Annotated in this window: 23 protein-coding genes; 11 read left to right on the top strand and 12 right to left on the bottom strand. The window is 54.4% G+C overall.

Annotation, left to right across the window (positions count from 1 at the left end; translation table 11 throughout):
- The first annotated feature begins 32 nt into the window (after nt 1-32).
- Complete coding sequence (locus C8275_RS11080; protein ID WP_106485143.1) at nt 33-1,373, top strand: TlpA disulfide reductase family protein; 1,341 nt, start codon at nt 33-35, stop codon at nt 1,371-1,373.
- A gap of 163 nt (nt 1,374-1,536) precedes the next feature.
- On the opposite strand, the gene C8275_RS11075 is transcribed toward C8275_RS11080, so the two are convergent.
- The gene (locus C8275_RS11075) at nt 1,537-2,529 is read right to left on the bottom strand and encodes a transposase (protein WP_199881879.1); all 993 of its coding nucleotides are present in this window, start codon (nt 2,527-2,529) and stop codon (nt 1,537-1,539) included.
- On the bottom strand, nt 2,495-2,881 hold the full coding sequence (locus C8275_RS11070; protein ID WP_106484096.1) for a hypothetical protein: 387 nt from the start codon (nt 2,879-2,881) through the stop codon (nt 2,495-2,497). The genes C8275_RS11075 and C8275_RS11070 overlap by 35 nt, the downstream gene beginning before the upstream one ends.
- Before the next feature lie 112 nt (nt 2,882-2,993).
- Between C8275_RS11070 and queD the strand changes: the two genes are divergently transcribed.
- On the top strand, nt 2,994-3,326 hold the full coding sequence (gene queD / locus C8275_RS11065; protein ID WP_022385856.1) for a 6-carboxytetrahydropterin synthase QueD: 333 nt from the start codon (nt 2,994-2,996) through the stop codon (nt 3,324-3,326).
- The gene (locus C8275_RS11060; RefSeq protein WP_106485142.1) at nt 3,313-3,858 is read left to right on the top strand and encodes a 7-carboxy-7-deazaguanine synthase QueE; all 546 of its coding nucleotides are present in this window, start codon (nt 3,313-3,315) and stop codon (nt 3,856-3,858) included. Before queD ends, C8275_RS11060 begins: the two co-directional genes overlap by 14 nt.
- 85 nt (nt 3,859-3,943) lie before the next feature.
- On the opposite strand, the gene hutH is transcribed toward C8275_RS11060, so the two are convergent.
- The 7 genes from hutH to C8275_RS11025 form a co-directional block, all read right to left on the bottom strand.
- The gene (gene hutH / locus C8275_RS11055; protein WP_022385858.1) at nt 3,944-5,446 is read right to left on the bottom strand and encodes a histidine ammonia-lyase; all 1,503 of its coding nucleotides are present in this window, start codon (nt 5,444-5,446) and stop codon (nt 3,944-3,946) included.
- Nucleotides 5,443-6,072: a cyclodeaminase/cyclohydrolase family protein gene (locus tag C8275_RS11050; protein ID WP_106485141.1), complete on the bottom strand. Its 630-nt coding sequence runs from the start codon at nt 6,070-6,072 to the stop codon at nt 5,443-5,445. The genes hutH and C8275_RS11050 overlap by 4 nt, the downstream gene beginning before the upstream one ends.
- Before the next feature lie 36 nt (nt 6,073-6,108).
- The gene (gene hutI, locus C8275_RS11045) at nt 6,109-7,353 is read right to left on the bottom strand and encodes an imidazolonepropionase (RefSeq protein ID WP_106485140.1); all 1,245 of its coding nucleotides are present in this window, start codon (nt 7,351-7,353) and stop codon (nt 6,109-6,111) included.
- Between the two features lie 3 nt (nt 7,354-7,356).
- Nucleotides 7,357-8,256, bottom strand: coding sequence for a glutamate formimidoyltransferase (ftcD, locus tag C8275_RS11040; RefSeq protein ID WP_022385861.1), 900 nt, complete (start codon nt 8,254-8,256; stop codon nt 7,357-7,359).
- Nucleotides 8,257-8,378: 122 nt separating this feature from the next.
- Entirely contained in the window at nt 8,379-10,376 is a 1,998-nt protein-coding gene (locus tag C8275_RS11035) for a urocanate hydratase (protein ID WP_022385862.1), read from the bottom strand.
- 111 nt (nt 10,377-10,487) lie between these two features.
- Nucleotides 10,488-11,708 carry an S-adenosylmethionine:tRNA ribosyltransferase-isomerase gene (locus tag C8275_RS11030; RefSeq protein ID WP_106485139.1) on the bottom strand — a complete coding sequence of 407 codons (1,221 nt, stop codon included), beginning with the start codon at nt 11,706-11,708 and terminating at the stop codon, nt 10,488-10,490.
- Nucleotides 11,709-11,857: 149 nt separating this feature from the next.
- Nucleotides 11,858-12,415, bottom strand: a complete 558-nt coding sequence (locus C8275_RS11025; protein WP_106485138.1) for a sugar O-acetyltransferase — start codon at nt 12,413-12,415, stop codon at nt 11,858-11,860.
- A gap of 856 nt (nt 12,416-13,271) precedes the next feature.
- Here C8275_RS11025 and C8275_RS11020 point away from each other — a divergent pair.
- On the top strand, nt 13,272-14,312 hold the full coding sequence (locus C8275_RS11020; protein ID WP_106485137.1) for a DUF2027 domain-containing protein: 1,041 nt from the start codon (nt 13,272-13,274) through the stop codon (nt 14,310-14,312).
- 143 nt (nt 14,313-14,455) lie between these two features.
- On the opposite strand, the gene aroB is transcribed toward C8275_RS11020, so the two are convergent.
- Nucleotides 14,456-15,511 carry a 3-dehydroquinate synthase gene (aroB, locus tag C8275_RS11015; protein WP_022385866.1) on the bottom strand — a complete coding sequence of 352 codons (1,056 nt, stop codon included), beginning with the start codon at nt 15,509-15,511 and terminating at the stop codon, nt 14,456-14,458.
- 246 nt (nt 15,512-15,757) lie between these two features.
- Here aroB and C8275_RS11010 point away from each other — a divergent pair, with 246 nt between their 5' ends.
- Together C8275_RS11010 and cls are read left to right on the top strand one after the other, a co-directional pair.
- Nucleotides 15,758-18,628 carry a TonB-dependent receptor gene (locus C8275_RS11010; protein WP_106485136.1) on the top strand — a complete coding sequence of 957 codons (2,871 nt, stop codon included), beginning with the start codon at nt 15,758-15,760 and terminating at the stop codon, nt 18,626-18,628.
- Nucleotides 18,629-19,039: 411 nt separating this feature from the next.
- Nucleotides 19,040-20,476, top strand: a complete 1,437-nt coding sequence (gene cls / locus C8275_RS11005) for a cardiolipin synthase (protein ID WP_022385868.1) — start codon at nt 19,040-19,042, stop codon at nt 20,474-20,476.
- Here the strand turns inward: cls and C8275_RS11000 are convergent.
- Together C8275_RS11000 and C8275_RS10995 are read right to left on the bottom strand one after the other, a co-directional pair.
- The gene (locus C8275_RS11000) at nt 20,436-21,002 is read right to left on the bottom strand and encodes an RsmD family RNA methyltransferase (protein WP_106485135.1); all 567 of its coding nucleotides are present in this window, start codon (nt 21,000-21,002) and stop codon (nt 20,436-20,438) included. The genes cls and C8275_RS11000 overlap by 41 nt on opposite strands.
- Nucleotides 21,003-21,032: 30 nt before the next feature.
- Nucleotides 21,033-21,851 carry a DUF3822 family protein gene (locus C8275_RS10995; protein WP_106485134.1) on the bottom strand — a complete coding sequence of 273 codons (819 nt, stop codon included), beginning with the start codon at nt 21,849-21,851 and terminating at the stop codon, nt 21,033-21,035.
- 111 nt (nt 21,852-21,962) lie between these two features.
- Here C8275_RS10995 and C8275_RS10990 point away from each other — a divergent pair, with 111 nt between their 5' ends.
- The 5 genes from C8275_RS10990 to smpB all read left to right on the top strand — a co-directional run bounded on the left by C8275_RS10990 (nt 21,963) and on the right by smpB (nt 26,160).
- Entirely contained in the window at nt 21,963-23,402 is a 1,440-nt protein-coding gene (locus C8275_RS10990; protein WP_106485133.1) for an ATP-dependent RecD-like DNA helicase, read from the top strand.
- A gap of 137 nt (nt 23,403-23,539) precedes the next feature.
- Complete coding sequence (locus tag C8275_RS10985; RefSeq protein ID WP_022385872.1) at nt 23,540-24,058, top strand: DMP19 family protein; 519 nt, start codon at nt 23,540-23,542, stop codon at nt 24,056-24,058.
- A gap of 143 nt (nt 24,059-24,201) precedes the next feature.
- Entirely contained in the window at nt 24,202-25,035 is an 834-nt protein-coding gene (locus tag C8275_RS10980; protein ID WP_157948255.1) for a hypothetical protein, read from the top strand.
- 5 nt (nt 25,036-25,040) lie between these two features.
- Nucleotides 25,041-25,613: a Yip1 family protein gene (locus C8275_RS10975; protein WP_106625817.1), complete on the top strand. Its 573-nt coding sequence runs from the start codon at nt 25,041-25,043 to the stop codon at nt 25,611-25,613.
- Nucleotides 25,614-25,707: 94 nt separating this feature from the next.
- On the top strand, nt 25,708-26,160 hold the full coding sequence (gene smpB, locus C8275_RS10970; RefSeq protein WP_106625816.1) for an SsrA-binding protein: 453 nt from the start codon (nt 25,708-25,710) through the stop codon (nt 26,158-26,160).
- Nucleotides 26,161-26,181: the final 21 nt, after the last annotated feature.

Raw genomic sequence — 26,181 nt, 5'->3', positions numbered from 1 at the left:
ACAAGAGTATATAATCCGTTAAAGGTACGAATATGAACAAGAATGTAAGAAAATGGGCCGGTGCGGCTTGTTTGTTTGCGGTGGCTGTTTCGGCACAGGCCGGAAAGTACACATTTAAGGTAACCAATCCGGTGGAAGGCGCTAAGCTGACCTTGACCTGGAATGCTGACGGGACGGAGAAAACCGTTGCGTTGACCAATGGGGAAGGAGTGATTGAGGTCAACGGTTTCAATCCTCAGTATGTACAGATGAAATACGGGCGCTCTTCGCGTACGCTGTTCCTCGAACCGGATAAGGACTTGCAGGTGTCTTTCGATGGAGAGACCTTTTACAAGAATGTTGATTTTGCCGGTGACAATGCTGCCGTGAACCGCTATTTGAATACGACTCAGTTTGCCAAGATGAGCTTTACTGCTGCCAAGCGTGCAGAAGATGCATTCCTTCACAGTGTGGACAGTGTCTATCAGGCGAATATGGATGCACTGAACAAGGCACAATTGCCGGAAAACTTCACCCGGCAGGAACAGGAACGTCTGAAATATGCCTCCTACGCCTTGCTCCCGCTGTATCAGAACTACTACAAGTATCTGAATAATGTCGCCGACTTTACTCCTTCAGATACATACTATGCCAAGTTGCAGGAGCTTTCGCCTATTGATGCTTCGTTGATGAGCTATCCTGAATACCGTGAGTTCATTACCAACGCGGTGTATGCCAATGTACTGCGTATGGGAAATGGGGATATGGACCAACAGTTCATGGATTACCTGACAGCTCATGTGAAGGATCCGAAGGTATTGGAACATGTGACTGATGCCTACATCTATGATAAGGTGTCAAGGTCCGGTGTTGACGGGGCTGAAGCATTGATTGATTTCTACCATAAGAATGTGAAGGATCCTGCTCTGACCAAACGTTTCGACGAGACCTGCACCCAATGGGAAGCAGTCAAGGCGGGGCAACCTTCTCCGACCTTTACCTGTCCGGATATCAACGGGAAGTCTGTCTCATTGGCTGACCTGAAAGGCAAGTATGTGTATATTGACGTATGGGCTACATGGTGTGGTCCTTGCCGTGGCGAGCTGCCCCACCTGAAGAAGCTGGAAGAAGCGTATGCCGGGAAGGACATTGCTTTTGTCAGTCTGTCATGCGACAGTAACAAGGCTGCTTGGGAAAAGATGGTGAAGGACGGAGACATGAAGGGCATCCAGCTCTTTATGGGACCTAAGGACGACTTCATGGATAAGTTCATGATTACCGGAATCCCCCGTTTCATTTTGTTGGATCGCGAAGGCAAGATTGTGAAGGCAGACGCTCCGCGTCCTTCTGAGCCTTCCATATCCAAGCTGTTTGATGAGCTGTTGGCTAAATGATGAGATAATATCCTGAAGAGGATTTTTCTGATAGAAAAGTGTGTTGACGCATTGACAGGCAATCGTCGGCACACTTTTTTCGTGTCATAAGATTGGCTGTCCGGCATGAAACTTCTATCTTTGCGCTGCCGTTGCTGAGGTGACATTAGGGAGCAGTAGAAAATCAGTGGGGATAACCATACAGCTTTGCAATTCTGAAGAGGAAGAATTTTTTGTCTACGACTCCATGCAGATTCGCCCTGAAAAGTTTGATTTTGGCGTTGAATGATTCGGCTGCCGCATTTGATGAGCGTTTGTTGTAGAAGTTCAGGATTTCGTCATAATGCTCATAGAATGTCGAGGCAATGACATTGAACTGCTTCATTCTTGAATCATCGACTTTGTTGTACCATTTGGCCATGCTCAACCGCGCTGCATCTTTGATGGTGTTCTTTGAGAATATCATTCTTAATGAGTGGGACAGACCATAAGCCATTTTGATGTCAGGATACTCCTCGAAGAGGATTTTAGCCCTTTCCTTTTGTCTTTCCGTCCATTTGTCTGCTGATTTGAACAGAAGGTAACGGCTTCTGATGAGCAATTCCGGACGCGTGTCTCCATTGGAAAAGCGGAACGGCACATAGGGCTTGCCGGTTTGTTTGCACTCTTCCATTTCTTCATTGCTTTGCTGCAAGGCGTCCCAACGGTGCGCCACACGGATTTCCTGCACGGCATCACAAGCCAGTTTCTGGATGTGGAAACGGTCAATCACTCTTTGAGCCTTCGGAAATGCGACAGAAACAATCTTGCGCATTGAATCGGAAAGGTCAAGGGTCACTTCCTCCACTTTCATGCGTTCTTCCTCGTCTATCAACTTCAGCACCTGTATCACGTCTTCCGATTTCGTGCCGGAAACGACCGCCACCAGACTTCCTTCACCTGTATGCCGGTCACGGTTGGTGACAAACGTATACAGCTCCCCATTGGACAGGGAAGACTCGTCTATGGCAAGATGTCGACCTATGTTTTCGGGAAACAACAGCCATGAATCGGCATGGTCGAGCTGGTCCCAGTCGTGGAAGCCGCTTAGCGTTTCCTTGTACTGTTTCTCAAAGGTATGTGCATTTATGTGGTAGAATGTTTCAAGCGTACGGCAGGTCACAGGGGATGTCTCCATACGTTTCTTTTAAAAAAGCCCCGAACTCCTTGGAGTAACGGGTTCCTTTGCAGGCTATGTCAAGGCTGATTGGAAGGCTGAAACTCTTGCCTGTACGCAGGTCGGTCCACCTGCGACGGCGTATGACCAGTATGACCTTATGGTCGCGTATCGGGAAATCGGTCACATTCACAGCCTCCATGAAGCCTTTGGATGCAAAATTGGCATCTGATGACAATCCCGCATTCATTAACTCGTCGAGATAAATATGAATCTCTGTCCGACTCTGTTGCACACCTGCTATCTCAAAATGATCCAGTATTTCTGAAGGCAGCACGATACGCGCAAGCACTTCCAATTGATTCTTTTCCATAAGGCAAAGGTCGGAATTCCTCTGGATATTGGAAAACTAATCCCCACTGATTTTCTACTGCTCCGACATTAGGCGACAGGCATCTTATTACTCACTTTAATCACTAACGAACATGTACACTGTTATCAAGCGGATGGAAGTGTCCGCTTCCCATGCACTGCGTCTGTCATACCGCAGCAAGTGTGAAAATCTTCACGGCCACAATTGGATTATTACCGTCTATTGTCGTTCCGAAGTGTTGAACGCCGACGGTATGGTGGTAGACTTCTCTCATATCAAGCAGCAGATTCACGACCGGCTCGACCACAAGCATCTCAACGATGTGTTGCCTTTCAACCCGACAGCTGAGAATATCGCTCGTTGGGTTTGCGAGCATGTGGAGCATTGTTTCAAGGTCGAAGTCCGCGAGTCGGAAGGGAATGTGGCTGTTTATGAGAAAGATTAACGAGATTTTCTACAGCATCCAGGGGGAAGGTTACCATGCCGGTACGCCCTCTGTGTTCCTCCGTTTCAGCGGTTGCAATCTTCATTGTAGTTTTTGTGATACCCGTCACGAAGACGGGGTCTGGATGACTGATGACGAAATCATGGGGCGCCTGTCTGCCTTTCCTTCGCGCCGGGTCATCCTGACCGGTGGGGAACCCTCCTTGTGGATTGACCAGGCGTTTGTCGACCGTCTTCATGCCGAAGGTTTTCATGTCAGCATTGAGATCAACGGAACCCGTCCCTTGCCGGAGGGGATTGACTGGGTGACTTGTTCTCCCAAAGAAGGGGCGGAGGTCGTCTTGCAGGCATGCGATGAAATCAAGGTTGTCTATATCGGACAAGATGTGGAACGCTATTTTACCGGCAAAGCCTCTCACTACTTTCTTCAACCCTGTTCCGGGGCAAACATTCCGGAGACCTTGTCTTACATCCTGGAGCATCCTCATTGGCGTCTCAGCCTGCAGCTGCACAAGCTCATCGGGGTGCAGTGATATACATGCGAAACCCCGCACATCCATCTTCCTGGAGGGAATGGCATGCGCGGGGTTGCTCATAGGTATCAATGGGAAAATTTGCCTAGTGTTCCATCTTGTAACGTTTCAGGAAGGCCACTGTCTTGTGGATTTCCTTGTACATGACAATGTCTTCTTTGATGAAGGGGACCTCCTTGCGGTATTCGTCGATGAAACGTTCGATGACAGGTGAGCTTTTCAGCGGACGTCGGAACTCCAGACCTTGGGCGGCGTTCATCAGCTCGATGGCAAGGATGTGGTCGAGGTTGTCCATGATCTTGTAAAGTTTCGTGGCGGCATTGGCACCCATGCTGACATGGTCTTCCTGTCCGTTGCTCGACACGATGGAGTCGCTGCTGGCGGCATAGCAATACATCTTGTTCTGGCTGACCATGGAGGCGGCAGCATATTGCGGGATCATGAAGCCCGAGTTGAGTCCCGGATTGGCAACCAGAAATTCCGGCAGTCCGCGCAGCCCCATGATGAGTTGGGCGACACGACGTTCGGAGATATTGCCCAGCTCTGCCAATGCAATGGCAAGGTAGTCGTATGCCAGGGCCAGAGGTTGTCCGTGGAAGTTACCACCGGAGATAATCAGGTCCTCATCGGGGAAGATGGTGGGATTGTCTGTGACCGAGTTGATTTCAGTGAGCAGGACAGACGATACATAGCGGACGGCATCCTTCGTTGCCCCGTGCACTTGCGGGATGCAGCGGAAGGAGTACGGGTCTTGCACATGTGCCTTGGGCTGCTTGATCAGTTCGCTTCCTTCAAGGATGCGGCGGAAGGCAGCACCTGTCTCAATCTGTCCCTGATGCGGACGCATCTGTTGGATGCAGTCCATGAAGGGGTCGATGCGTCCGTCGAACGCTTCGAGCGACACGGCCGCAATGAGGTCTGCGCGTTGCATCAGGCGGCGTGCCTTAAGGATGGCAAACACACCGTTGGCGCTCATGAACTGGGTGCCGTTGAGCAGTGCCAGTCCTTCTTTGCTCTTCAGCTTCACCGGTTCCCAACCGAATTCGTCGAGCACGCTGATGGCTTCGCAACGTTTCCCCTTGTAATAGACGTCACCCACGCCGATGAGCGGCAGGAAGAGGTTGGCCAGTGGAGCGAGGTCGCCCGATGCACCCAGGGAGCCACGGTCGTAGACGATGGGGAGGACGTCGTTGTTGAAGAAGTCGATGATGCGTTGTACGGTGATGAGCTGCACGCCGCTGTGTCCCAATGAGAGTGCATGGGCTTTCAGCAGGAACATCAGTTTGACGATGACGTGGGGCATTTCCGCACCCACACTGCAGGCATGGCTCTTTACCAGATTCTCCTGGAGTGTACTCAGTTCGTCCGGGGAGATGTTGCGGTTGCAGAGGGAGCCGAAGCCGGTGGTGATGCCATAGAGCGGTTGTTCCGACTGCTCGATTTTCCGGTCCAGGTAGTCGCGGCACCGTTCGATGCGTTCCTTGGCTTCGGGAGCAAGTTCCAGTTTGAGGTTCTCGTTGATAATCCGTTCGATGATTTCGAAGGTGAGGTCTTCCGACCCTATCAGGTAGACGTTCTTGTGTTTCATAATCCGTGTTGTTCTTTGGCGTATAACAGTAGGTTGCGTTCCTGCTCCATCGTGTCGATTTCCAAGCGTGCAGCTTCTTCGCTCATGGCCTTTACGTAGGCTTCGTCCTTGATGGACGACAGGTTGATTTTCACGTTGAGCAATGCTCCCAGCACAGCCGTGCGGGCACACATCATTGCCACACATGCGTCGGTTACGGCATTGGAGTTGCCCCGTTGTGCTACGGTGGCTATTTGCGGCAGGATGTCATGGACGGCACGTGCCACTTCCATCGGCACCTCTGCGGCGTATTTTGTCTCGCGTTGGATGGCCTCGCTGCGTGCAGCCTTTTCTTCATCCGTCTCTTTGGGCAGTTTGAAGGCGGCAAACACCCGGTTGTAGGCGTCTGAGTCACGGTCGACATCGGCGAGCAGTTTGCCGGCTGTCTTTTCCAGGCGTCCGGCAAGTTCCTGCATGAGGTCGTTCACTTCGACGTATTTCTTCCGTCCGACGGTCAGGTTGGCCACCATGGCGGCAAGCGAAGCTGCCAGTGCACCGTTGAGCGCCGAGACACTGCCTCCGCCGGGTACGGGATCGTTGCTGATGACTTTATCAATGAAAGCTTTTAGTGTAAGTTCTGCTAACATAATGGTATTAGGTTGTTGGGTATGAATCAATCGTAATCATTCTCTGTGGGAGACGACGCGTCCCCCCTTGATGGTTCGTTCCACCGCGTTCATGCCGGTGTAGTAGGGCATGACGTTGGGGGTGTCGGCATCGAGCATGACGAGGTCTCCCTGCTTGCCCACCTCAATGCTGCCGATGGTGTCGGCACGGTTGACGGCTGCTGCACCGTTGAGTGTCATTGCCGTGATGGCTTCTGCCACGGTGAGATGCATGTAGATGCAGGCGAGGGCGAACGTCAGGGGGATGGAGCCGGAACAACAGCTGCCCGGATTGAGGTCGGTGGCGAGTGCCACGGCGCATCCGCTGTCAATCATTTCCCGTCCGCGTGCATAGGGTTCGCGCAGGGTGAAGGCAGTGAGGGGCAGCAAGGTTGCCACCACATCGTTGTCTGCCAGGGCACGGATGCCGGCGTCTGACGCATGGAGCAGGTGGTCGGCACTCAAGGCATGCAGTTCTCCTGCCAGTTCCGAGCCGCCGAAGCTCACAATCTCGTCGGCATGTATCTTGACACCGAAGCCCATCTCCTGTGCGGCACGGAGCAACCGGCGGGACTGTTCCACGGTGAAGACACCTCGCTCGCAGAAGATGTCGCAGTTCTCGGCGAGCATCCGTTGCTTGATGAGGGGCAGCATCTCCCGGATGAGGAAGTCGATGTAGTCGTCTTCCCGTCCCTTGTATTCCGTGGGGACGGCATGTGCTCCCAGGAAGGTAGGCACGATGTCGACCTTGCGTATCGGGTCGAAGTTGATGCTCTGCATCACTTCCAGCTGTTTCAGTTCGGTGTCGCGGTCGAGTCCGTACCCGCTCTTGCCTTCCACGGTGGTGACTCCCATCTGGCTCATCGTATGGATGAACCACTCCGTCTTGTTGCGTAGTGAGGAGGGAGACGCTTCACGGGTGGCCTTGACCGTGCTCAGGATACCTCCGCCCCGTTGGAGGATGCTCATGTAGGTATCTCCGTTGAGGCGCCAGATGAATTCGTCCGGTCGGAATCCGCCGAAGACGAGGTGGGTGTGTGAGTCCACAAAACCGGGCAACACCACTTTCCCGTCTGCATGGATGACCTGGTACCCCTCAGGGAGGTGCGGACGGTCGTGACCGACATAGGTAATCTTCCCTTCGGTGATTTCGATGCTTCCGTATTCATCGAAGAGCTCGTTCATGTCCTTTCCCTTGCGTGCAGTCCGTCCCAGCGGGGTGACAATGCGTGCACCGGTAATGATGAGGTTGGAATTCTTCATAGCTTATTCCATGATGCGTGATTCGAGCACTTGCTGCATGGAGAAGTTCTCCAGTCCCAGATAGTAGGCGGCTGTGTCAATCAGGGCTTCCATGGGGACGAGTCCGATGATTTCACTGCCCACGATGTTCACTCCATAGCGACGTGCCTCGAAACGCACCATCTCGTGCGCACGGTAGATGGCGGTCTTGCTGTAGTCCGTCAGGTTCATGGATACCTGGGTGATGCCGCGCTCTTTCAGTTCCACGCCCATGGCTTTGCAGAAGCGCAGGCCGCCACCGATGAAGCGTACCTTCTTGGCGATGCCGTGTGCGATTTCCAGACTCGGGGTGTCGAGGTTGATGTTGTAGGCAACGAGCGGCATGCGTGCGCCGATGGCAACGGTACCGGCTGTCGGGTGACGTTCGGCAGGACCGAAGTCGGGCTTCCATTCGGGTTGGTGTATCTTCTCTGCCATCCCTTCGAATTCACCTTTGCGGATGGCTGCCAGGTTCTCACGGTGGGGAGCTGAAGCCGATTTCTCATAGAGGAACACCGGCAGGTTGTACGCTTCTGCCACACGGGCGCCTACCTCCTTTGACAGGGCGATGGCTTCGTCCATGGTACATCCCTTGATGGGGATGAAGGGTACCACGTCGGCTGCTCCCATACGGGGGTGCTGACCCTGGTGATGGTTCAGGTCAATCAGTTTCACGGCGACACCGATGGCTTCGATGACGGCCTCCTTCAGGGCTTCCGGTTCACCCACGACAGTGACCACCAAGCGGTTGTGGTCTTCGTCGTTGCTGTAGTCCAGCAGCTTCACGCCTTGACGGGCGCGGAAGGGAGAAACAATCTTATCTATCTTTTCGAGGTCGCGCCCTTCGCTGAAGTTGGGCACGCATTCCATAATTCTTGTCCACATGGTATTTTAGGTTTTAAGTTCTTAAGTTCCTGTATTCTTAGGTCTCTTTATCCGGAGCTTTTGGGCTCACGGTGGGTATTTATAAGGTTAAAGAAGAATTGAGAGAGATTTGAAATCACGGATTACAGAATTCCTTTGTCTTTCAGTGTTTTTTCAATGAGTGCATCCTCGGCCAGGTGAGGCATGGTGATGTGGTAGCCGTCGGCATGCGAGGTGTTGAACTCAGCCGAAGTCTCCATGGCATGCGGATTGCGTGCCCACGAACGGCGTGCCACACCGCCCATGACATCCCACAGCATCGACGAACGCAGAATCCGGTCTACCCGTTCACTGCCGTCGCACACCATGCCGAAGCCGCCGTTGATGGCTTTGCCGATGCCGACACCGCCACCGTTGTGCAGGGCGACGAGGCTCATGCCGCGGGCACAGTTCCCGGCGAAGCACTGTACGGCCATGTCTGCCATGACATTGCTGCCGTCCTTGATGTTCGAGGTCTCGCGGAAGGGAGAGTCGGTACCGCTCACGTCGTGGTGGTCACGTCCCAGCATGATGGGACCCACCTCACCGCGGCGCACCATTTCGTTGAACTTCAACGCGATGTTCATACGTCCTACGGCGTCCTGGTAGAGGATGCGTGCCTGTGTGCCAACCACGAGGTTGTTCTTCTCGGCGTCGCGAATCCAGATCCAGTTGTCCATGTCCTGTCCGCGTCTTTCCTTGGGAATGCATTCCATGGCGGCATGGTCGGTCTTGATGAGGTCTTCATGCTTTCCGCTCAGGCATACCCAGCGGAAGGGACCGTAGCCGTAGTCAAAGAGTTCGGGTCCCATGATGTCCTCCACATAGGAAGGCCAGATGAAGCCGTCTTTCTCGTCGACACCGTTCTTGGATATCTCCTGTACGCCGGCGTCATAGATGGCTTTCATGAAGGAGTTGCCGTAGTCGAAGAAGTAGGTGCCGCGTGCCACCAGCTCCTTGATGAGCCCGAAGTGGCGGCGAAGAGACTCGTTGACCATCACTTCGAAACGTTCACGGTCTTCCTTCAGCAGGCGCGTACGTTCCTCGAAGGTGATGCCTGCCGGACAGTATCCGCCTTCATAGACGGCGTGGCAGGAAGTCTGGTCGCTCAGCAGTTCGATGTGGATATGGTGGTCGACGGCATATTGCAGCAGGTCGATGATGTTGCCGTGGTAGGCGATGGAGCAGGGACGACGGTCGAGCATCGCCTGGGCTGCCAGGCTGAATGCCTCGGGAATGCTTTCGGTGACATGTTCCACCCACCCTTGCTTGTAGCGGGTCTCGATGCGTGAAGCGTCCACTTCGGCAATGATAGCCGCAGCACCGGCAATGACGGCGGCTTTCGGTTGTGCGCCGCTCATGCCTCCCAGTCCGGAAGAGACGAAGAGGTGTCCGTTGAGGTTGCCGTCCTGGGGAATGCCCAGCTTCATGCGTCCGGCGTTGAGCAGGGTGTTGAAGGTCCCGTGGACAATGCCCTGCGGACCGATGTACATCCATCCGCCGGCGGTCATCTGTCCGTAGTTTGCCACACCCATCTGTGCGGCAATCTCCCAGTCCTTGATGTTGTCAAACATGCCGACCATCATGGAGTTGGTGATGATGACGCGCGGTGCCTCGGGCTTCGACTTGAACAGGCCCAGCGGGTGGCCGCTTTCCACCACGAGCGTCTGCTCGTTGGTCATGATTTCCAGATATTGCTTGATGAGGCGGTATTGCATCCAGTTCTGGCAGACTTGTCCGGTCTCGCCGTAGGTCACCAGTTCATAGGGATAGAGCGCGATGTCGAAACACAGGTTGTTGTCAATCATTACCTGGAAAGCCTTGCCTTCGATGCAGTTGCCTTTATATTCGTCGATGGGTTTGGCTTTGAGGTCGCCTTGCGGACGGAAACGGTAACCGTAGATTTTTCCGCGGGTCAACAGCTCGTCCATGAACTCGGGGGCGAGCTGTTCGTGCAGTTCTTCAGGGATGTAGCGAAGTGCGTTCTTCAAGGCTGTGGCGGTCTGTGCGGGAGTGAGGCGGTACCCTCTGTCCGGAGCACGACGTATGCCTTCCACGAATGTGGGATACTCAGGTAGATGGTTAGGTAGTGTAATAGTCATAATGCTCAAATGTTTGTCCCCAAAGGTAAGGAGAATATTTGAGCATTATGCTATCGAAAACTATGTTTAGGGACATAAATTCACCGTTTATGCCCAAAAATAAGGTTAAAATTAGGGAATGAGTAACGAACTGTCACCATAGCTCAGGAAACGGAAGCCGTGACCGAGGGCAAAGTCATAGATGGTACGCCACTTTTCTCCGCCCACAAAGGCGGACACGAGCAGCAGCAGGGTGCTCTTCGGTTGGTGGAAGTTGGTCACCATCCGGCGGACGATGCGGTACCGGTAGCCCGGGGCGATGATAATCTGCGTACTGGAGTGCAGGGCCTCCAGGTGATGGCGTTCCATGTAGTCCCGGATGCATTGCAGGGCTTCCAGGGTTGTCAGGGGGCTGTCGGTCTCGTAGGGCTCCCACTGGTGCACGTGCAGCTCCTCTTCGTTGGCATCCGGATTGGCATGGATATGTATACCTATATAATATAGGCTCTCCAGCGTACGGACCGAAGTGGTGCCGACGGCTGTCGCTTCTCCGCCGTGGGCGATGAGCTTTTCGATGGTCGTGCGGCTCACCGAGATGTATTCCGTGTGCATCTCGTGTCCGGCAATCTCTTCACTTTTCACCGGCTTGAAGGTGCCGGCACCCACATGCAGGGTCAGTTCTTCGAGGTCGACGCCCTTCTGTCGGAGGCTGTCCAGTACCCGTTCGGTGAAGTGCAGTCCGGCTGTGGGGGCTGCCACCGAGCCTTTGATTTTGGAGTACACCGTCTGGTAGGTCTCCTTGTCGCTCTCCTGGGTCTCGCGGTTCAGGTAGGGCGGGATGGGCAGTTCGCCGACGGCTTCGAGCACATCGGCAAACGTGAGGGAGGGGTTGTCCCATTCGAAGTCCACCCAGTGGCTGGTGCCCCGGCATTCACCGCGCGTGGCACTCAGGCGGACGGGGATTCCCTTCACTTCCACCTCGCGGACGAGCGTGCCTTCCTTCCATTTCTTCAGGTTGCCTATCATGCAGAGCCAGCTGCACCGGTGGGTCTGCTGGAAGGACAGCACGTAGTCATTGGGGGCGATGGGTTCGAGGCAGAACACCTCGATGAGGGCGCCGGTCTCCTTGCGGAAGTGCAGGCGTGCCTGGATTACCTTGGTGTTGTTGAATATCATCAGGCTGCCCGTCGGGATGTACTCCGGAAGGGAGGTGAAACGGTCTTCGCTCACTTCACCGTGGCGGTAGACCAGGAGCTTTGACTGGTCGCGCACCGGCAGCGGAAATTTGGCGATGCGTTCGTCGGGCAGGGGATAGTCGAAATCTTCAATACGGATGTGTTTGGTTTCTTCCATGTCGTTTGTTGGAATTGGCGGAAGCAGTGCCGGCGTGCTCCGGTCGGGATGCGGGAGGGACGGACGTGCCGGTCGGCACGCTTCCTGTTTTTTAGCGGATGCAAAGGTAAGGGTTTTCCATGAAGAATGAAAGAACCCTCTGCCTTCCGCTACCCGTTCAGCCGACGTTTTACCACGGCGGGATTGCCTGCTGCCAACGAGTCGTCGGGGATATCCCGCGTCACCACACTGCCGGCGGCAATGATGCAGCGGTTCCCGATGGTCACACCGGGGCAGACGATGACTCCTCCGCCCAGCCAGCAGTCGTCGCCGATGGTGATGGGGTAGGCGGTCTCCTGTTGTTTCCGACGGGGAACGTAATCCATGGGATGCTGGGGTGTGTAGAGCTGGCAGTGAGGCCCGATGAGGGTGTTCCGTCCGATACGTATCAGCGCACCGTCGAGAAACGTACAGTTGTAGTTGACGAAGACTCCCTCGCCCGCCACGATGCCGTGTCCGTGGTCGCAGTGGAAGGGCGGGCAGATGGTGGCGCTCTGCGGAAAGCCGGGGATGAGGTCTTCGATTACTTCCCGGTAGTCGGGGCTGTAGATGGTCATGGTTTGCAGACGGGCACACGTCTCTTTGGCGTGGACCAGGCTCCGGGCGATTTCCGGGTCGGAGAAGTCATAAAGCTCCTCGCTACGCATTTTCTCAAATTCTGTTTTCATAGGACTGTGCAGATGGTTATGGGGCAAAGGTAAACATTTCTCAGCAGAGCCGGGAGGTTTTTGCCTGTGTTGATGACGGAAGTTCCGCATCCGTCCGGCTTGTTCAGCTGACGGACGAACGGCGGTTGACATTTTGAAGCCGGAACGGCCCCATTTGCTTCCGTTAGTTACGGATTTGCCGTTTTAAACTGACTCGTACTTTTCGAAAATCCAATCATCTGGAGAAGAAACGTGAATGATTGCAAACGAAACGTCCGAAAAAAGCCCTTCATTTTAGAAAACTATACATTTCTTTTTCGAAAAACAGACAAAACGTGCCCGGAACAATATTGTTTCGCGAGCCAAACAATATAGTTTGCCGAGTCAAACAATATAGTTTCACCTGCCAAACACAATTGTTTCATGCCCGGAAGTCAAATCTTTGGAAAATGGAAGTAATAAATCCGGAGTTTCACTCTCCAGAAGGTGTGTCGTGTCAACAAATCGGAAGGTTTCAGAAAGGATGGTATACCGGGTTCCGGGTATCCGCGATGAAAAGTTGAAGGACCTCAACTGCTCAGAAGGACAGCATTCCCCCTCCATCTGCAACAATGTGTATTTTGCGAATCGCCTGAGAAGGGCCTCGGAATCCACCAAACTGTATTTTGGTGCGAGGATGCGCACTGTGGAGGCCTTCGTTTGACAAAATGTCAAAAGCCCCTGGAGCGGGAATGGTCCGTCAGTGCAAAGGCAGGGCGACGGGACCGGCAATCCTTCAGTCCGGGAAGAAACTTGCATTTTCCCAAGGACAAGCGGCTGTCTGCTCAAGAAATATCGCGATATTTGCAACCTGAAAACATCAAAAGCAGATACAAAGATGAAGATTGGAGATAAAGTCCGTTTCCTGAGTGAAGTGGGAGGCGGCATCGTGAAAGGATTCCAGGGTAAAGACACGGTGTTGGTGGAAGATGCCGACGGCTTCGACATCCCCATGCTCATCCGTGAGTGCGTGGTCATTGATACCGATGACTATAACATCAAGCGCAAGCCGCAGGCACAACCCGAACCGCCCAAGCAGGAGGAACGGGAACCGGAGATTACCTATCGTCCGGCAGAGACCAGGGAGGGCGAACGGCTCAATGTGATGCTGGCATACGTCCCGCAGGACGTGAAGGCTATTTCGGCTACCGACTTTGACGCCTACCTGGTGAACGACAGCAACTATTACCTTTATTATACCTACCTGAGTGCGGAAGGCAAGAGCTGGCGGGTACGTTCCCAAGGCGTCATCGAACCGAATACGAAGCTCTTCCTGGAGGAGTTCGGCAAGGAGGTGCTCAATGAACTGGAGCATGTGGCGGTGCAGTTCGTCGCTTACAAGGAGGATAAGAGCTTCCAGCTGAAACCTGCCGTGAGCGTGGAGCTGCGCGTGGACACCGTGAAGTTCTACAAGCTGCATACCTTCCGTCCGTCCATCTATTTTGAGGAGCCGTCGCTGATGTATGACCTGGTGAAGGACGATGAACCCGTCTGCCAGTATTTCGCCGACGCCGATACGCTGAAGGAAGCGCTGTTGCAGAAGAAGACACCCGAACGTCCGAAGTCGCAGCCTATCGAGAAACCGCAACGCAAGAACGACCTGGTGGAGGTGGACCTGCACATCCATGAACTGCTCGACGACACCACCAACATGACCAACGGCGAAATGCTCGAATACCAGCTGGGCGTGTTCCGCAAGACGTTGGACGAGTATAAGGACCGGAAGGGACAGAAGATTGTCTTCATCCACGGCAAGGGGGAAGGGGTGCTGCGCAACGCCATCCTGAAGGAGCTGAAGTCGAAATACCGCGACTATCCGTACCAGGACGCTTCCTTCCGTGAGTACGGTTTTGGTGCCACCATGGTCACCATCCGTTAAACCGCAAACCGGACCGAGGCGGGCAGAAGTTCCGTTTGCCGTCCGTTGATACATAAAAGGCACAAAGATGCAGGGGAAACAGTCAGTCCTTCTGCCTCTTTGTGCCTTTTGTATGTGGTGATGTGCCGGGAGGAAGCGGACGGTCACATGGCTTCCCGGTAGAAGTCGAGCATCTCGAATATCTCTTCTTTACCGGCAGTCTGGTTGATGCGCAGGTCGCCCACATCCCCCAGCAGGGTGAAGTTGATGTGTCCGCCTTCGTTCTTCTTGTCGTGGGTCATGAAGGCATAGAGGCGGTCGTACTGCTTGCAGTCGAAGGCGAAGGTGCCGTACGTCTCCTTGATGAACTGCACGGTTTGCCGCAGCTTGTCTTTCGGGAATCCCGTACGCAGGGTCGAGAGGTACAGTTCGCACACCATGCCCCATGCCACGGCATAGCCATGCAGACGGGGATGCCCCTCTTCCAGCGCAAGGCTCTCGAAGGCATGTCCGACGGTGTGTCCCAGGTTGAGGGCCTTGCGGATGCCTTTCTCATAGGGGTCCTGTTCCACGATGTGTTCCTTGATGGCAACGGACCGGGCGACGAGGTCCTGCAACAGTTGGTAGTCGGGATGTTCCAGGTCGAAATTGAGCAGTTCCGCCCAGTGCTCCTCGGTACTGATAAGTCCGTGTTTCAGCATCTCGGCATAGCCTGAGCGCAGGTTCGCATCGTCGAGCGAGCGCAGGAATCCGGTGTCGAGCAGAACGAAACGTGCGGGATTGAACACACCCACCTCGTTCTTCAGTCCGTTGAAGTTGATGCCGGTCTTTCCGCCGACGGCAGCATCCACCATCGCCAGGAGGGTCGTCGGCAGATTAATATAGGTAATGCCCCGCTTGAAAGTCGATGCGGCGAATCCCCCCAGGTCGGTCACCATGCCACCTCCCAGATTGAGCAGCAAGGAGTGGCGGGAACCTCCCCGGTTGCTCAGTTCGTTCCATACCGCTGCCAGTGAGTCGAGGGTCTTGTGTTCGTCTCCGGCGCCGATGGTGATGATTTCGCTGCCTTCCAGGCAGGGGAGCCGGTCGATGAGCGGCAGGCACAGCTGCCGGGTATGTGTGTCGGTCAGGATGAATCGTTTGTCGTGGGGACATTGGCTGACGGCGAGGCTGAGGCTCTCGTCCAGCTGCCTGGAGATGATAACTTCTTGTTTGCTCATGTTTCTCTCGTTTCGTTAGGATTTGCCCGCAAAGATAACCTTTCTTGTGCTTGACGCGTGTCCGTCCGCCCGGAATATCGGGGATTGTATAGTTTTTTAACGGACAAAGACGGACAAAAGCGTGCTGTTAGCTGTATATTTGTGAGCCTTAATCTGGAAAATATCTGCAAAAAAAACTTTAATCGTTGAACTTTTCCACACACGAAAGGTCAAACGGAGAAAACGTAACAGTGGTAAACGTAATATATGAAAAAGAGTTTGTTATTCTTATGCCTGTCCTGGATGAGCTTGCTCCTGTATGCCCAGGGCGGAAAAGTGACCGTATCAGGCTTGGTATGGGACGCCGATTTGAATGAAGCAATGGGGCAGGCCACTGTCCAGCTGCTTTCGGCAAAAGACAGTTCATTTGTCAACGGAGGAGTCACCCAGATGAACGGACGCTTCCAGCTGCCTGCTGTGAAAGCCGGTAAGTACCTGTTGAAGGTGTCGTTCATCGGTTATCAATCCCAGTTCAAGAACCTTCAGCTGGCAGCCAACCGTCCGAAACACGACGTCGGCAGAATCTCCCTTTCGGCAGACGCCATCATGATGCAGGAGGCGGTTGTCGTGGGACACGTGGCTCCGGTACAGATGTCGGAAGACACCGTCGTGTTCAACTCTGCGGCTTACAAGGTGGCAGAAGGCTCTGCCCTCGAAGAGCTGGTGAAGAAGCTGCCGGGTGCCGAAGTGGACGATGAAGGAAAAATCACCATCAACGGCAAGAGCATTTCAAAGATATTGATTGACGGAAAGGAATTCTTTGGCGACGACCAGGACATGGCGATGAAGAACATCCCCGTGGAGATGGTCGAGAAGCTGAAGACCTACGAACGTCAGTCCGACCTGGCACGCATCACCGGCATCGATGACGGAGAAGAGGAGACGGTGCTCGACCTCTCGGTGAAGAAGGAGATGAAGCACGGCATGTTCTCCAATGTCGATGCTGCCGGAGGTACCAAGAGCCGTTATTCGCTGAAGGGAATGGTCAACCGCTTTGACGATGTGCAGAAGCTCACCGTGATGGGAGGTCTGAACAACGTGGACGACCGCGGCATCAGCGGAAGGGGACGTGGCAACCGGGGACTGCGCACGCGCAAGGACTTCGGTGTGAACTACACCAACGAGACCGAGAAACTGGAGATTGAGGGTAACGCCCGCTTCGGTTACAACAAGAATGACAACCAGAGCAAGACCAGCAGCGAGACCTTCCTCGATGCGTCCAGCTCCTTTGAGAATGCCCGCAGCCTGAGCCTGAGCACCTCGAACAACTTCAATACGGACTTCAAGTTCGAGTGGAAGCCGGACACGCTGACCAACATCATCATCCGTCCGCGTTTCTCCTATGGCAAAGACGACAGCAACTCCAACAATACGTCGGCTACCTTTAACGATGACCCCTATCGTGACGGCATCACCGACCCGCTGGAGCAGATGGCGGAGAGCGCCCTGTCGGACATCTTGGTGAACAGCAACCGCCGGTGGTCGACCAGCAACGGCAACTCGACCGATGCCAACCTGAACCTGCAGGTGAACCGTCGGCTGAGCAATGACGGACGCAACATCACGCTGCGCGGTTCGGCGGGCTACACGGACGGAGACAGCGAGTCGGTGTCCCTGTCGCGCATCGAGTACTTCCTGAATCCGCAGGACCCCGAAGCCATCAACCGCTATTCCGTCACCCCGACCAAGAACTGGAACTACTCGGCGGAAGCCCTCTACAGCGAACCCATCTTCAAGGGCGGCTGGCTCCAGTTCCGTTACAGATACCAATATCGCTACTCGAAGAGCGACCGTGCGACCTATGACATTGGCGGCATTCCTTTCGACAGCTTCGAGCTGCCGGTGGACTTCGACAACCCCGACAACCTGACGCGTGACGACGAGCAGAGCCAGTTTGCCGAATACCGCAACTTCATCCATACGGCAGCCATCAGCCTGCGTGTGACCCGGGAGAAGCTCCGCCTGAATGTAGGTTTGAACTTCGTGCCCCAGAAGTCGGAGATGTCCTACAAGTACCAGGGACTCGATACGGCAGTCGTACGCCACGTGCAGAACTTCTCGCCGAACATCCGTTTCCGTTACCGCTTCTCCAAGCAGACCCAGCTCCGTCTGGACTACCGCGGTTCCACCTCCCAGCCGAGCATGACCGACCTGCTCGATGTGGTGGATGATTCCGACCCGCTGAACATCACCCGTGGTAATCCGGGTCTGAAACCGTCGTACAACAACCGCATCAGCTCGGAGTTCAGAACCTTCAATCCCGACAAGCAACGCCACATGATGGCGCGTCTGGACTATACCAACACGCTCAACTCCATCAGCTCGCGGATGAGCTATGACGCGGAAACCGGTGTGCGCACCACGAGACCCGAGAACATCAACGGCGACTGGAATGCGTCAGCCATGTTCATGCTGAGTACCGCCCTGAAGAACCAGAAGTTCACCATCAATACCTTCACGCGCGGAAGCTACTCCAACCAGCCTTCCTATTTGTTCCAGAACGACGAGTCGATGAAGAACGTGACGAACAACCTGAGCCTGATGGAGGCCCTGCGCTTCAACTACCGTTCAGACTGGTATGACTTCTCGCTGAACGGAACCATCCGCTACAGTGACGTGAAGAACAAGTTGCAGGAAAGCAACAACATGAATACCTACGACTTCTCCTACGGTGGTGAGGCGACCGTGCGTTTCCCCTGGAACATGGAGCTGAGCACCAATATATCCAACAGCAGCCGTCGGGGTTACAGCAGCGCCAGCATGAATACCGACGAACTGATCTGGAATGCACAGCTTTCGCAGAGCTTCCTCAAGGGCAATGCCGCTACCATCACCTTCCAGGTCTTTGATATCCTTCGCAACCAGAGCAACGTGAGCCGTAACATTACCGCCTTCATGCGTCGGGACTCGGAGACCAATGCCATCAACAGCTATTGCATGCTGCACTTCATCTACCGTCTGAACCTCTTCGGAGGCAAGCAGGCGGGTCGCGATGAGGGCGGGTTCGGGGGCTTTGGTCCCGGCGGACATCGTCCTCCCGGTGGCGGCGGTGGCTTCGGCAGACCCCGGAGATTCTGATGCTGCAGGCATGCTGCTCCTCTGAAGCGATGCGGACTACACTGACAGGCCAATGGGCCGCCGTGTAGTCCGCATCGTTTTGTTTTCGGACGGCTATGGGGCGTCCGTCTGAGCCTCGGTCCGGGGATGCTACCGGAAGAAGGCATGGCTTGTCCTTCCCCCAGGCAGGGATAGATACGAACCAAGCCGGGCTTATACAGACCAAAGTATTATACTTAGACACCCTAAGTATTATACTTTGGCAGGCTAAGTATTATACTTTGGTCCGTTCAAGTGGCGGTTAAGTAACGTCTATCCCCGGCCTGTAGTTGATAAAAACGCACCTTGTGGGCACAACAATCAGACGATTCTGCTTGGTTACCTCTGCATTTCGGATTAATTTTGTACAAACTTATCTAAGAAACGTGCCCTATGGTTTGGGATGTAATGATGCATGAAGTGTTCTTGGCTGTGCTGGGACTCGCCTATCTGGTGCTGGTCGTCAGTACGGTGCTGGTTGTCGTGCTCGACAACCGGAACCCCGTGCGTGCCATGTCGTGGGTCGTTGTCTTGCTTTTCCTGCCGGTCGTCGGGCTGGTGCTCTATTTCTTCTTCGGACGCAACACGCGGCGCGAGCACCTCATCAGCCGGAAGGCTGCCAGCCGCATTAGCCGCAAGTCGTTGCAGGCGTATGTGGAGCAAAGTTCCTTCCAGGCACCGCCGGAATACGCTTCGCTCATCAATTTCTTCCACTCGCTCAACAAGGCCCTTCCCTTTGAAGGAAACAGCACGGAGCTTTATCCGGACGGGTACTCCATGTTGCAGTCGCTCATGCATGAGATTGCCAGCGCCCGCCACCACATCCATCTGGAGTTCTATATCTTCGAGGATGATGCCGTGGGGCGTCTGGTGCGCGATTTGCTGGTGGATAAGGTGAAGAAGGGGGTGGAGGTGCGTCTGCTCTATGACGATGTGGGTTGCTGGAAGGTGCCCAATGCCTTCTATGACCGGATGCGCAGCGAGGGCATCGAGGTGAAGGGCTTCCTGAAGGTCCGCTTCCCGCTGTTCACCAGCAAGGTGAACTACCGCAACCACCGGAAGGTGGCTGTCATCGACGGCAGGGTGGGGTTCATTGGCGGCATGAACATTGCCGAGCGTTACCTGAAGGGCGTCAGCTTCGGCGTATGGCGGGACACGCACCTGAAGGTGACCGGTCCGGCAGTCTACGGACTTCAGAGCAACTTCCTGATGGACTGGTTCTTTGTGGACAGCTCCCTGCTGACGGCATCCAAATATTATCCGTCGGTCGAAGGGACAGGGACCGCCCTGATGCAGACGGTCACGTCGGAGCCGGTGGGCGAGTGGCGTGCCATCATGCAGGGACTGGTGCTTGCCATTACGGGGGCACGCCGCTACTTCTACATTCAGACTCCCTATTTCATGCCCACCGAACCGGTCCTGTCCGCTTTGCAGACGGCAGCCCTGGCGGGGGTGGACGTCCGCATCATGCTGCCCGAACGTTCCGACAGCCTGCTCACCCATCTGGGGTCGATGTCCTATGTGCTGGATGTGCTGAAGGCAGGCGTGAAGGTCTATCTCTATCGGAAGGGCTTCCTGCACTCCAAGCTGATGGTCTCCGACGACCGTCTGGTCACCGTAGGCTCGACCAACATGGACTTCCGCAGCTTTGAGCACAACTTTGAAATCAATGCCTTTGTCTATGACGAACTGACGGCACTGGAGGCAAGGATGCTTTTCCTGAACGACCAGCGCTCGTGCCGGATGGTCCGCCTGAAGGAGTGGCGGGAGCGTCCGTTCAGCGAGAAGTTCAAAGAGTCGGTGGTTCGTCTGTTGTCGCCGTTGCTCTGAACAGCGTGAAGTTCACACTGCCGTAGTGGCGGTGCTCCATGAAGTGCGGGTCGTCCTCGAAGTGGTTGTCCTTGCCATGTTCGAGGACGAAGATGCCGTCCTCCTTCAGCAGTCCGTGCTTGAAGATGAGCGACGGAATCTCTTCCAGGTTCGGCAGGGCATAGGGCGGGTCGGCAAAGATGAAGTCGAACTGTTCGTGGCAACGCTCGATGAAGCGGAACACATCGCCGCGGATGGGGATGCACTTGTCGGTCTTTACCTCTTTCATTACCTGGCAGATGAACGCATGGTGCTGCGGGTCTTTCTCTACCGAAATCACCTTGTCGCAACCCCGCGACACCAGCTCGATGCTGATGCTCCCCGTTCCTGAGAACAGGTCCAAGGCGGATACCCCGTCCTCGAAATCGAGGTAGTTGGTCAGTACGTTAAACAGATTCTCCTTGGCAAAGTCGGTTGTCGGGCGTGCCTTGAAGCTGTGGGGCACGTCGAAGCGACGGCGTTTATAGATTCCACTGATGACTCTCATACGGTTTGTTGGTTGTTTTACGGTTTTACATTAGGAAAGGGCGAAGTCCGCCTGTATCTCGAAGTCCGCATCCCCTCGGGCATAGGCAGCGCGCTTGAACTCTGCCGCCGGATGGATGAATGCCACTTCCGCGAGGAAACGGTGCAGTTCCCGGAGCGTATGTTCCTGGTCGGGGACACGTCCGATGAGGTAAAGCTCGTCCTTCTGCTGGTCAAAGCCCAGCTGTTGCCAGATGTAGAGCAGGTAGTACACCACGTCTGCCCCCTGCGTACTGCGGAAGGTGTTGTGAAGAAGGAGCCTGCCCGGTTCGTAGGCGGACACGTCCATCCGTCTGTCGTGGAAGTGGACGAACAGTTTGCGCTGGTCGTCGGTCAGGCTCCGTCGGTGCAGGTACTCCAGAACCGGGAGGACGGACGCGCAGATATGTGCACCGGGCAGCTGCTCCAACAGAAGCTGGCAGAATGTGCGGTCGGCGGCATAGAGCAATACCGGGTTCTCCTGCGGCAGGGCATGATGGAAGACCGTCTGACGGTTCTCCCTGGGCATGCAGCCGTAGTAGAGACTTTCAGCCCGTTCCTCCTCAAACTCCTCTCGCGGGATGGCGACACACGGCGTGTTGGCGAGCAGGATGTCAGCATGACGGAACGTCCGTCCGGCAAACGGATTGTCCTTGAAGATGGTCTTCAGGTTGGCGGTCAGCGAACGTTCACGGTCCGTGGAATAGTCCCGGCTGTAGAATGCCGGTTTCCCCGTTTCGTCATGGAGTGCAAAGGTGAACCGTTCGGCACTGATGCGCAGGCAGAGGCGGTATTGTTCCGTCAGGTTGTAGTCAAAAAGGTCGTTTGTCATGTCGCTGGGTATATGGTCTACTGAATGCTTGTTTGCGATTTATTCATTCTGATTGTTGCCGGATAGGGCTTTTTAGCTTACATTCGTGCTGCAAAAATAACACTAAAAAGAATGATAAACGCCTTCTTTGTCCAACAAATCAAATCAAACCTGACATTTCAACCTACTTCCGGACAGGAACAAGCCCTGGATGCCCTGGCGGATTTCATGCTGTCCACGCAGCCCGACAGTCTGTTTCTGCTCAAGGGATACGCCGGAACGGGAAAGACTTCGCTGGTCGGTGCGCTGGTGAAGACGCTCGATGCCCTCCAACAGAAAGTGGTCCTGCTGGCACCCACCGGGCGTGCCGCCAAGGTCTTTTCACGCAGTGCCGGTCATCCCGCCTATACCATCCACAAGAAGATTTACCGCCAGCGGTCGTTCTCCAACCGCACCGACAACTTCTCGCTGTCCGACAACCTCCATCAGCATACGCTCTTCCTGGTCGATGAATCCTCCATGATTGCCAACGAGGGGCTGGCAGGCGCGGGCTTCGGTTCCGGACGTCTGCTGGACGACCTCGTGCAGTATGTCTATTCCGGTCAGGGATGCCGGCTTCTGTTGATGGGAGACACGGCACAGCTGCCGCCGGTGGGAGAGGAGGAGAGCCCGGCATTGTCGGTGCCGATGCTTGAAGGCTACGGGCTACAAGTGACCGAGGTATGCCTGACCCAGGTCGTCCGTCAGCTGGACAGCTCCGGCATCCTGTTCAATGCCACCCTTCTGCGCAGCCTGTTGGCGGAAGAGGCCTGCTTCGATTTCCCGAAGTTCCGGCTTCAGGGCTTTGCGGACATACGCCGACTCCCGGGCAGTGAGCTGATTGAGGCGCTCTCGTCGAGCTATGACAAGGTCGGTATGGACGAGACGATGGTCATCTGCCGCTCCAACAAACGTGCGAACCAATATAATAATGGTATCCGTTCGACCATTCTCTACCGGGAAGAAGAGCTGACCTCCGGAGATTGGCTGATGGTGGCGAAGAACAACTACTATTGGACGGAGGGCAACAAGGACGTGGAGTTCATAGCCAACGGCGACCTGGCTGTCGTGCGCCGGGTACGCCGGACGCGCGAACTGTACGGCTTCCGTTTTGCGGACGTGCTGCTGTCCTTTCCCGATTACGGCGATTGGGAACTCGAAGCCACTGTCCTGCTCGACACCCTTCACTCCGACTATCCCTCCCTCTCGCGGGAAGAGAATGACCGCCTCTTCAATACCGTCCTGGAAGACTACGCCGACATCCCCCACAAGGCAGACCGGATGAAGAAGATGAAGGCGGACCCCCACTACAATGCCCTGCAGGTGAAGTATGCTTACGCCGTGACCTGCCACAAGGCACAGGGCGGGCAATGGCAGCACATCTACCTGGACCAGGGCTATCTGGTCGAGGACATGTTGACGCCCGACTACTTCCGCTGGCTCTACACCGCATTCACCCGTGCCACGGAGCGCCTTTACCTGGTCAATTGGGCAAAGGAAGAGCTGGAAGACGGCAGTCAGGCGCAGGAGTGAAGGCACTGTTTCCCCAGCCTGCCGGATGCGTCTCCGTCGGGCAGTCGGGCGGATGCGCCACAAAAAATGTGGACGAATCGTTCTTCATTCCTCGAGAAGAAGCCCTATCTTTGTTCCCTCATCAATCAAATAGCACGATGGAAACAATCAAACCGATACAAATAGCCGAATCGAAAGTCATTGCCGCGGCAGAAGCCGGCATGGACGAGTTTATCAAGGTGTTCACCGATGCCTACTGGGAGCGTGTGGGGGGCGAGCTGACCGCAGCAACCATGCCTCTGCTCACGGGCGAACAACACGTGTTGCTGGGTTACCAGCTGTTCCGTGACGAGGTGATGGAAGGCGGTTTCGTCCAACTCATTCAGAACGGTTACGGTCCCTACATCTTTGAAAACCCGTTTGCCAAAGCCATGCGCCTCTTCGGACTCAAAGACTTCTCCAAGCTCATCTACAAGGCCCGTGAGATTTACGATGCCCACAAGGAAGACCTGACCCGTGACTGCACCGACGAGGAGTTCATGGCCATGTACGAACAATATGAAGTGTTCGATCCCCTCGAAGAAACATACCTTGAGGAGGAGGAGGCCATCACTGCCGCCATCGCCCACTATGTGGACGAGCACCTGGAGCTGTTTGCCGAGGTAGTGAAGGACTGAACGTGACGGATGCCGGTCCGGACGCTGTTCCTCCCTGAAAATCATTCTTTCCTTTTTGATTATTAGTCAGAATCTTTATATATTTGCCGCGACTTAACTAAACAAAACAATAACATACTACATTAACTAATTTCATTGGGATTATGAGAAAAGTAAAGACTTCTGTTCTTGCAATGCTGTCAGTCGTTGCACTGTTGTTCTCGTCTTGTCTGGGAGACTCTGACTATGCACCTTCCATCGGATGTACCGGAAAGCCTTTGGGCAGCCTGAGTGCAGACGTGAAGTTGGACAATGGTGTCATCGTGACCCTTTCAGGTATCTCGGCTACGACGTTGATGGATATCGACCGCATGTATGTCTACGGTCAGCTCACCGGCGAGGATGCCAATCTGGAATCAATCAATCCGGGCGATAAAGTGACGATTACCCCGAACTTCTACGTGACCCTGTCCAAGGCGCAATCCTTCTTGGAAGACGCTTCGTGGTCGGATTTGAACCTGTCGGAGATGGAAAGCCTGAACTGGTTCTCTCCGGACGGTTACAGCCTGGTCAACGCCCTGAACGGCTATATGAACTTCATGACTACCGGTATGGCTTATGCCAAGAAGAACGAAAGCTCCAGCTCTTCTTCCAGCGATTCGTATACCTTGCTGACTCCCCGTTACTATGTAAAAGTGAAACGCTTGGATACGAGCAACAAGATTGTGGACCTGGTTCTCGGTTATGACAACCGTTCCAGCGAATGCCTGGATGAGAATGGGAAGTTGAAGGAAGGCTACATCTCCCAGAAGAGCACGTTCTGCTTCTACTTTGATACTTATGAACTGTATACCTATCTGAATGGAATTGCCGATGAGGACGCTGTGACCTTTAATATCTACAAGGCACAGAAGAACAGCAAGGGCGAGTATGAGGAGGTGAAAGTATCCATGAACTATGCTTCCATTCAGAAAGGCTATTTGAAACGCACTTATTGATTGAGGTGAACTATAAAGAATTATTTCGAAAAGTGATAACTCTGATTTCCTCCCCGGCGAAGGCTTGGGAGGAAATTAGTTTAGAAGAGGATAGGCGAGCGGTGATGAGCACCTTCGTCTATCCTATGATTGCATTTTGCGGGTTGTCGATGTTCATCGGTACCCTCATCGGTGTCGGGTGGGGAGGCTCCTCGTTGCAGCTGGCCATGACCAACTGTTGCGCCGTGTTTGTGGCACTCTTCGGAGGTTACTTTCTGGTTTCCTACCTGACGAACCAATGTGGAATGAGGTATCTGAACCGTCCGAGCGAGCCGGCCTTGTGCCAGCAGTTCGTCGGTTACAGCATGGTGGTGACTTTCGTGCTCGACATCGTGACAGGGCTGTTCCCCAGCTTCCTCATCCTGCAACTTATTTTCCAGTTTTATGTTGTCTATGTGGTGTGGGAAGGGGCCGGACGCCTGATGAAGGTGGAAGAGAACAAACGTCTGGTCTATACGCTCAGCGTATCCGTGTTTATCATCGTCGCCCCGATGCTCATCCGATGGGTGTTCATGCGCCTGTCGTACTTGTTACAGTAATCCGACGTTTGCAGACCCGTGTCCGGGCTGTCAGTTGACAAGTGGACCGGCACATGCGAAACGTAAGTAAAGTTAAATAACAGCAGAGTTTATGATTAAGTCTACTCCTATTAATATCAAGAACAAACGCGCTTCGTTTGACTACGAGTTTGTCGATACCTATACGGCAGGCATTGTCCTTACGGGGACGGAAATCAAGTCCATCCGTATGGGAAAAGCCAGCCTGGTGGACACGTTCTGTTACTTCATCCGTGGAGAACTGTGGGTGAAGAACATGCACATCGCCGAATATTTTTATGGCTCGTACAACAACCATACGGCGCGTCGTGACCGGAAGCTGCTTCTGAACCGCAAGGAATTGCGCAAGCTGGAGCGAGACTCGCAGGCTCCGGGCTTCACCATCGTCCCGACCCGCCTTTTCATCAACGAAAAGGGACTGGCGAAGCTGGTGATTGCCCTGGCAAAAGGAAAGAAGCAGTTCGACAAACGAGAAACGTTGAAAGAGAAAGATGCACGCCGTGAGATGGACCGTGCCTTTAAAAGATAGAAGTGAGAGAAACAGTTAGTT

The organism is Bacteroides sp. Marseille-P3684, assembly GCF_900291465.1.
In the GTDB taxonomy this organism is placed as follows: domain Bacteria; phylum Bacteroidota; class Bacteroidia; order Bacteroidales; family Bacteroidaceae; genus Phocaeicola_A.
The sequence above is the reverse complement of the archived record's forward strand: the minus strand, read 5'-3'. Positions and strand labels throughout refer to the sequence as shown.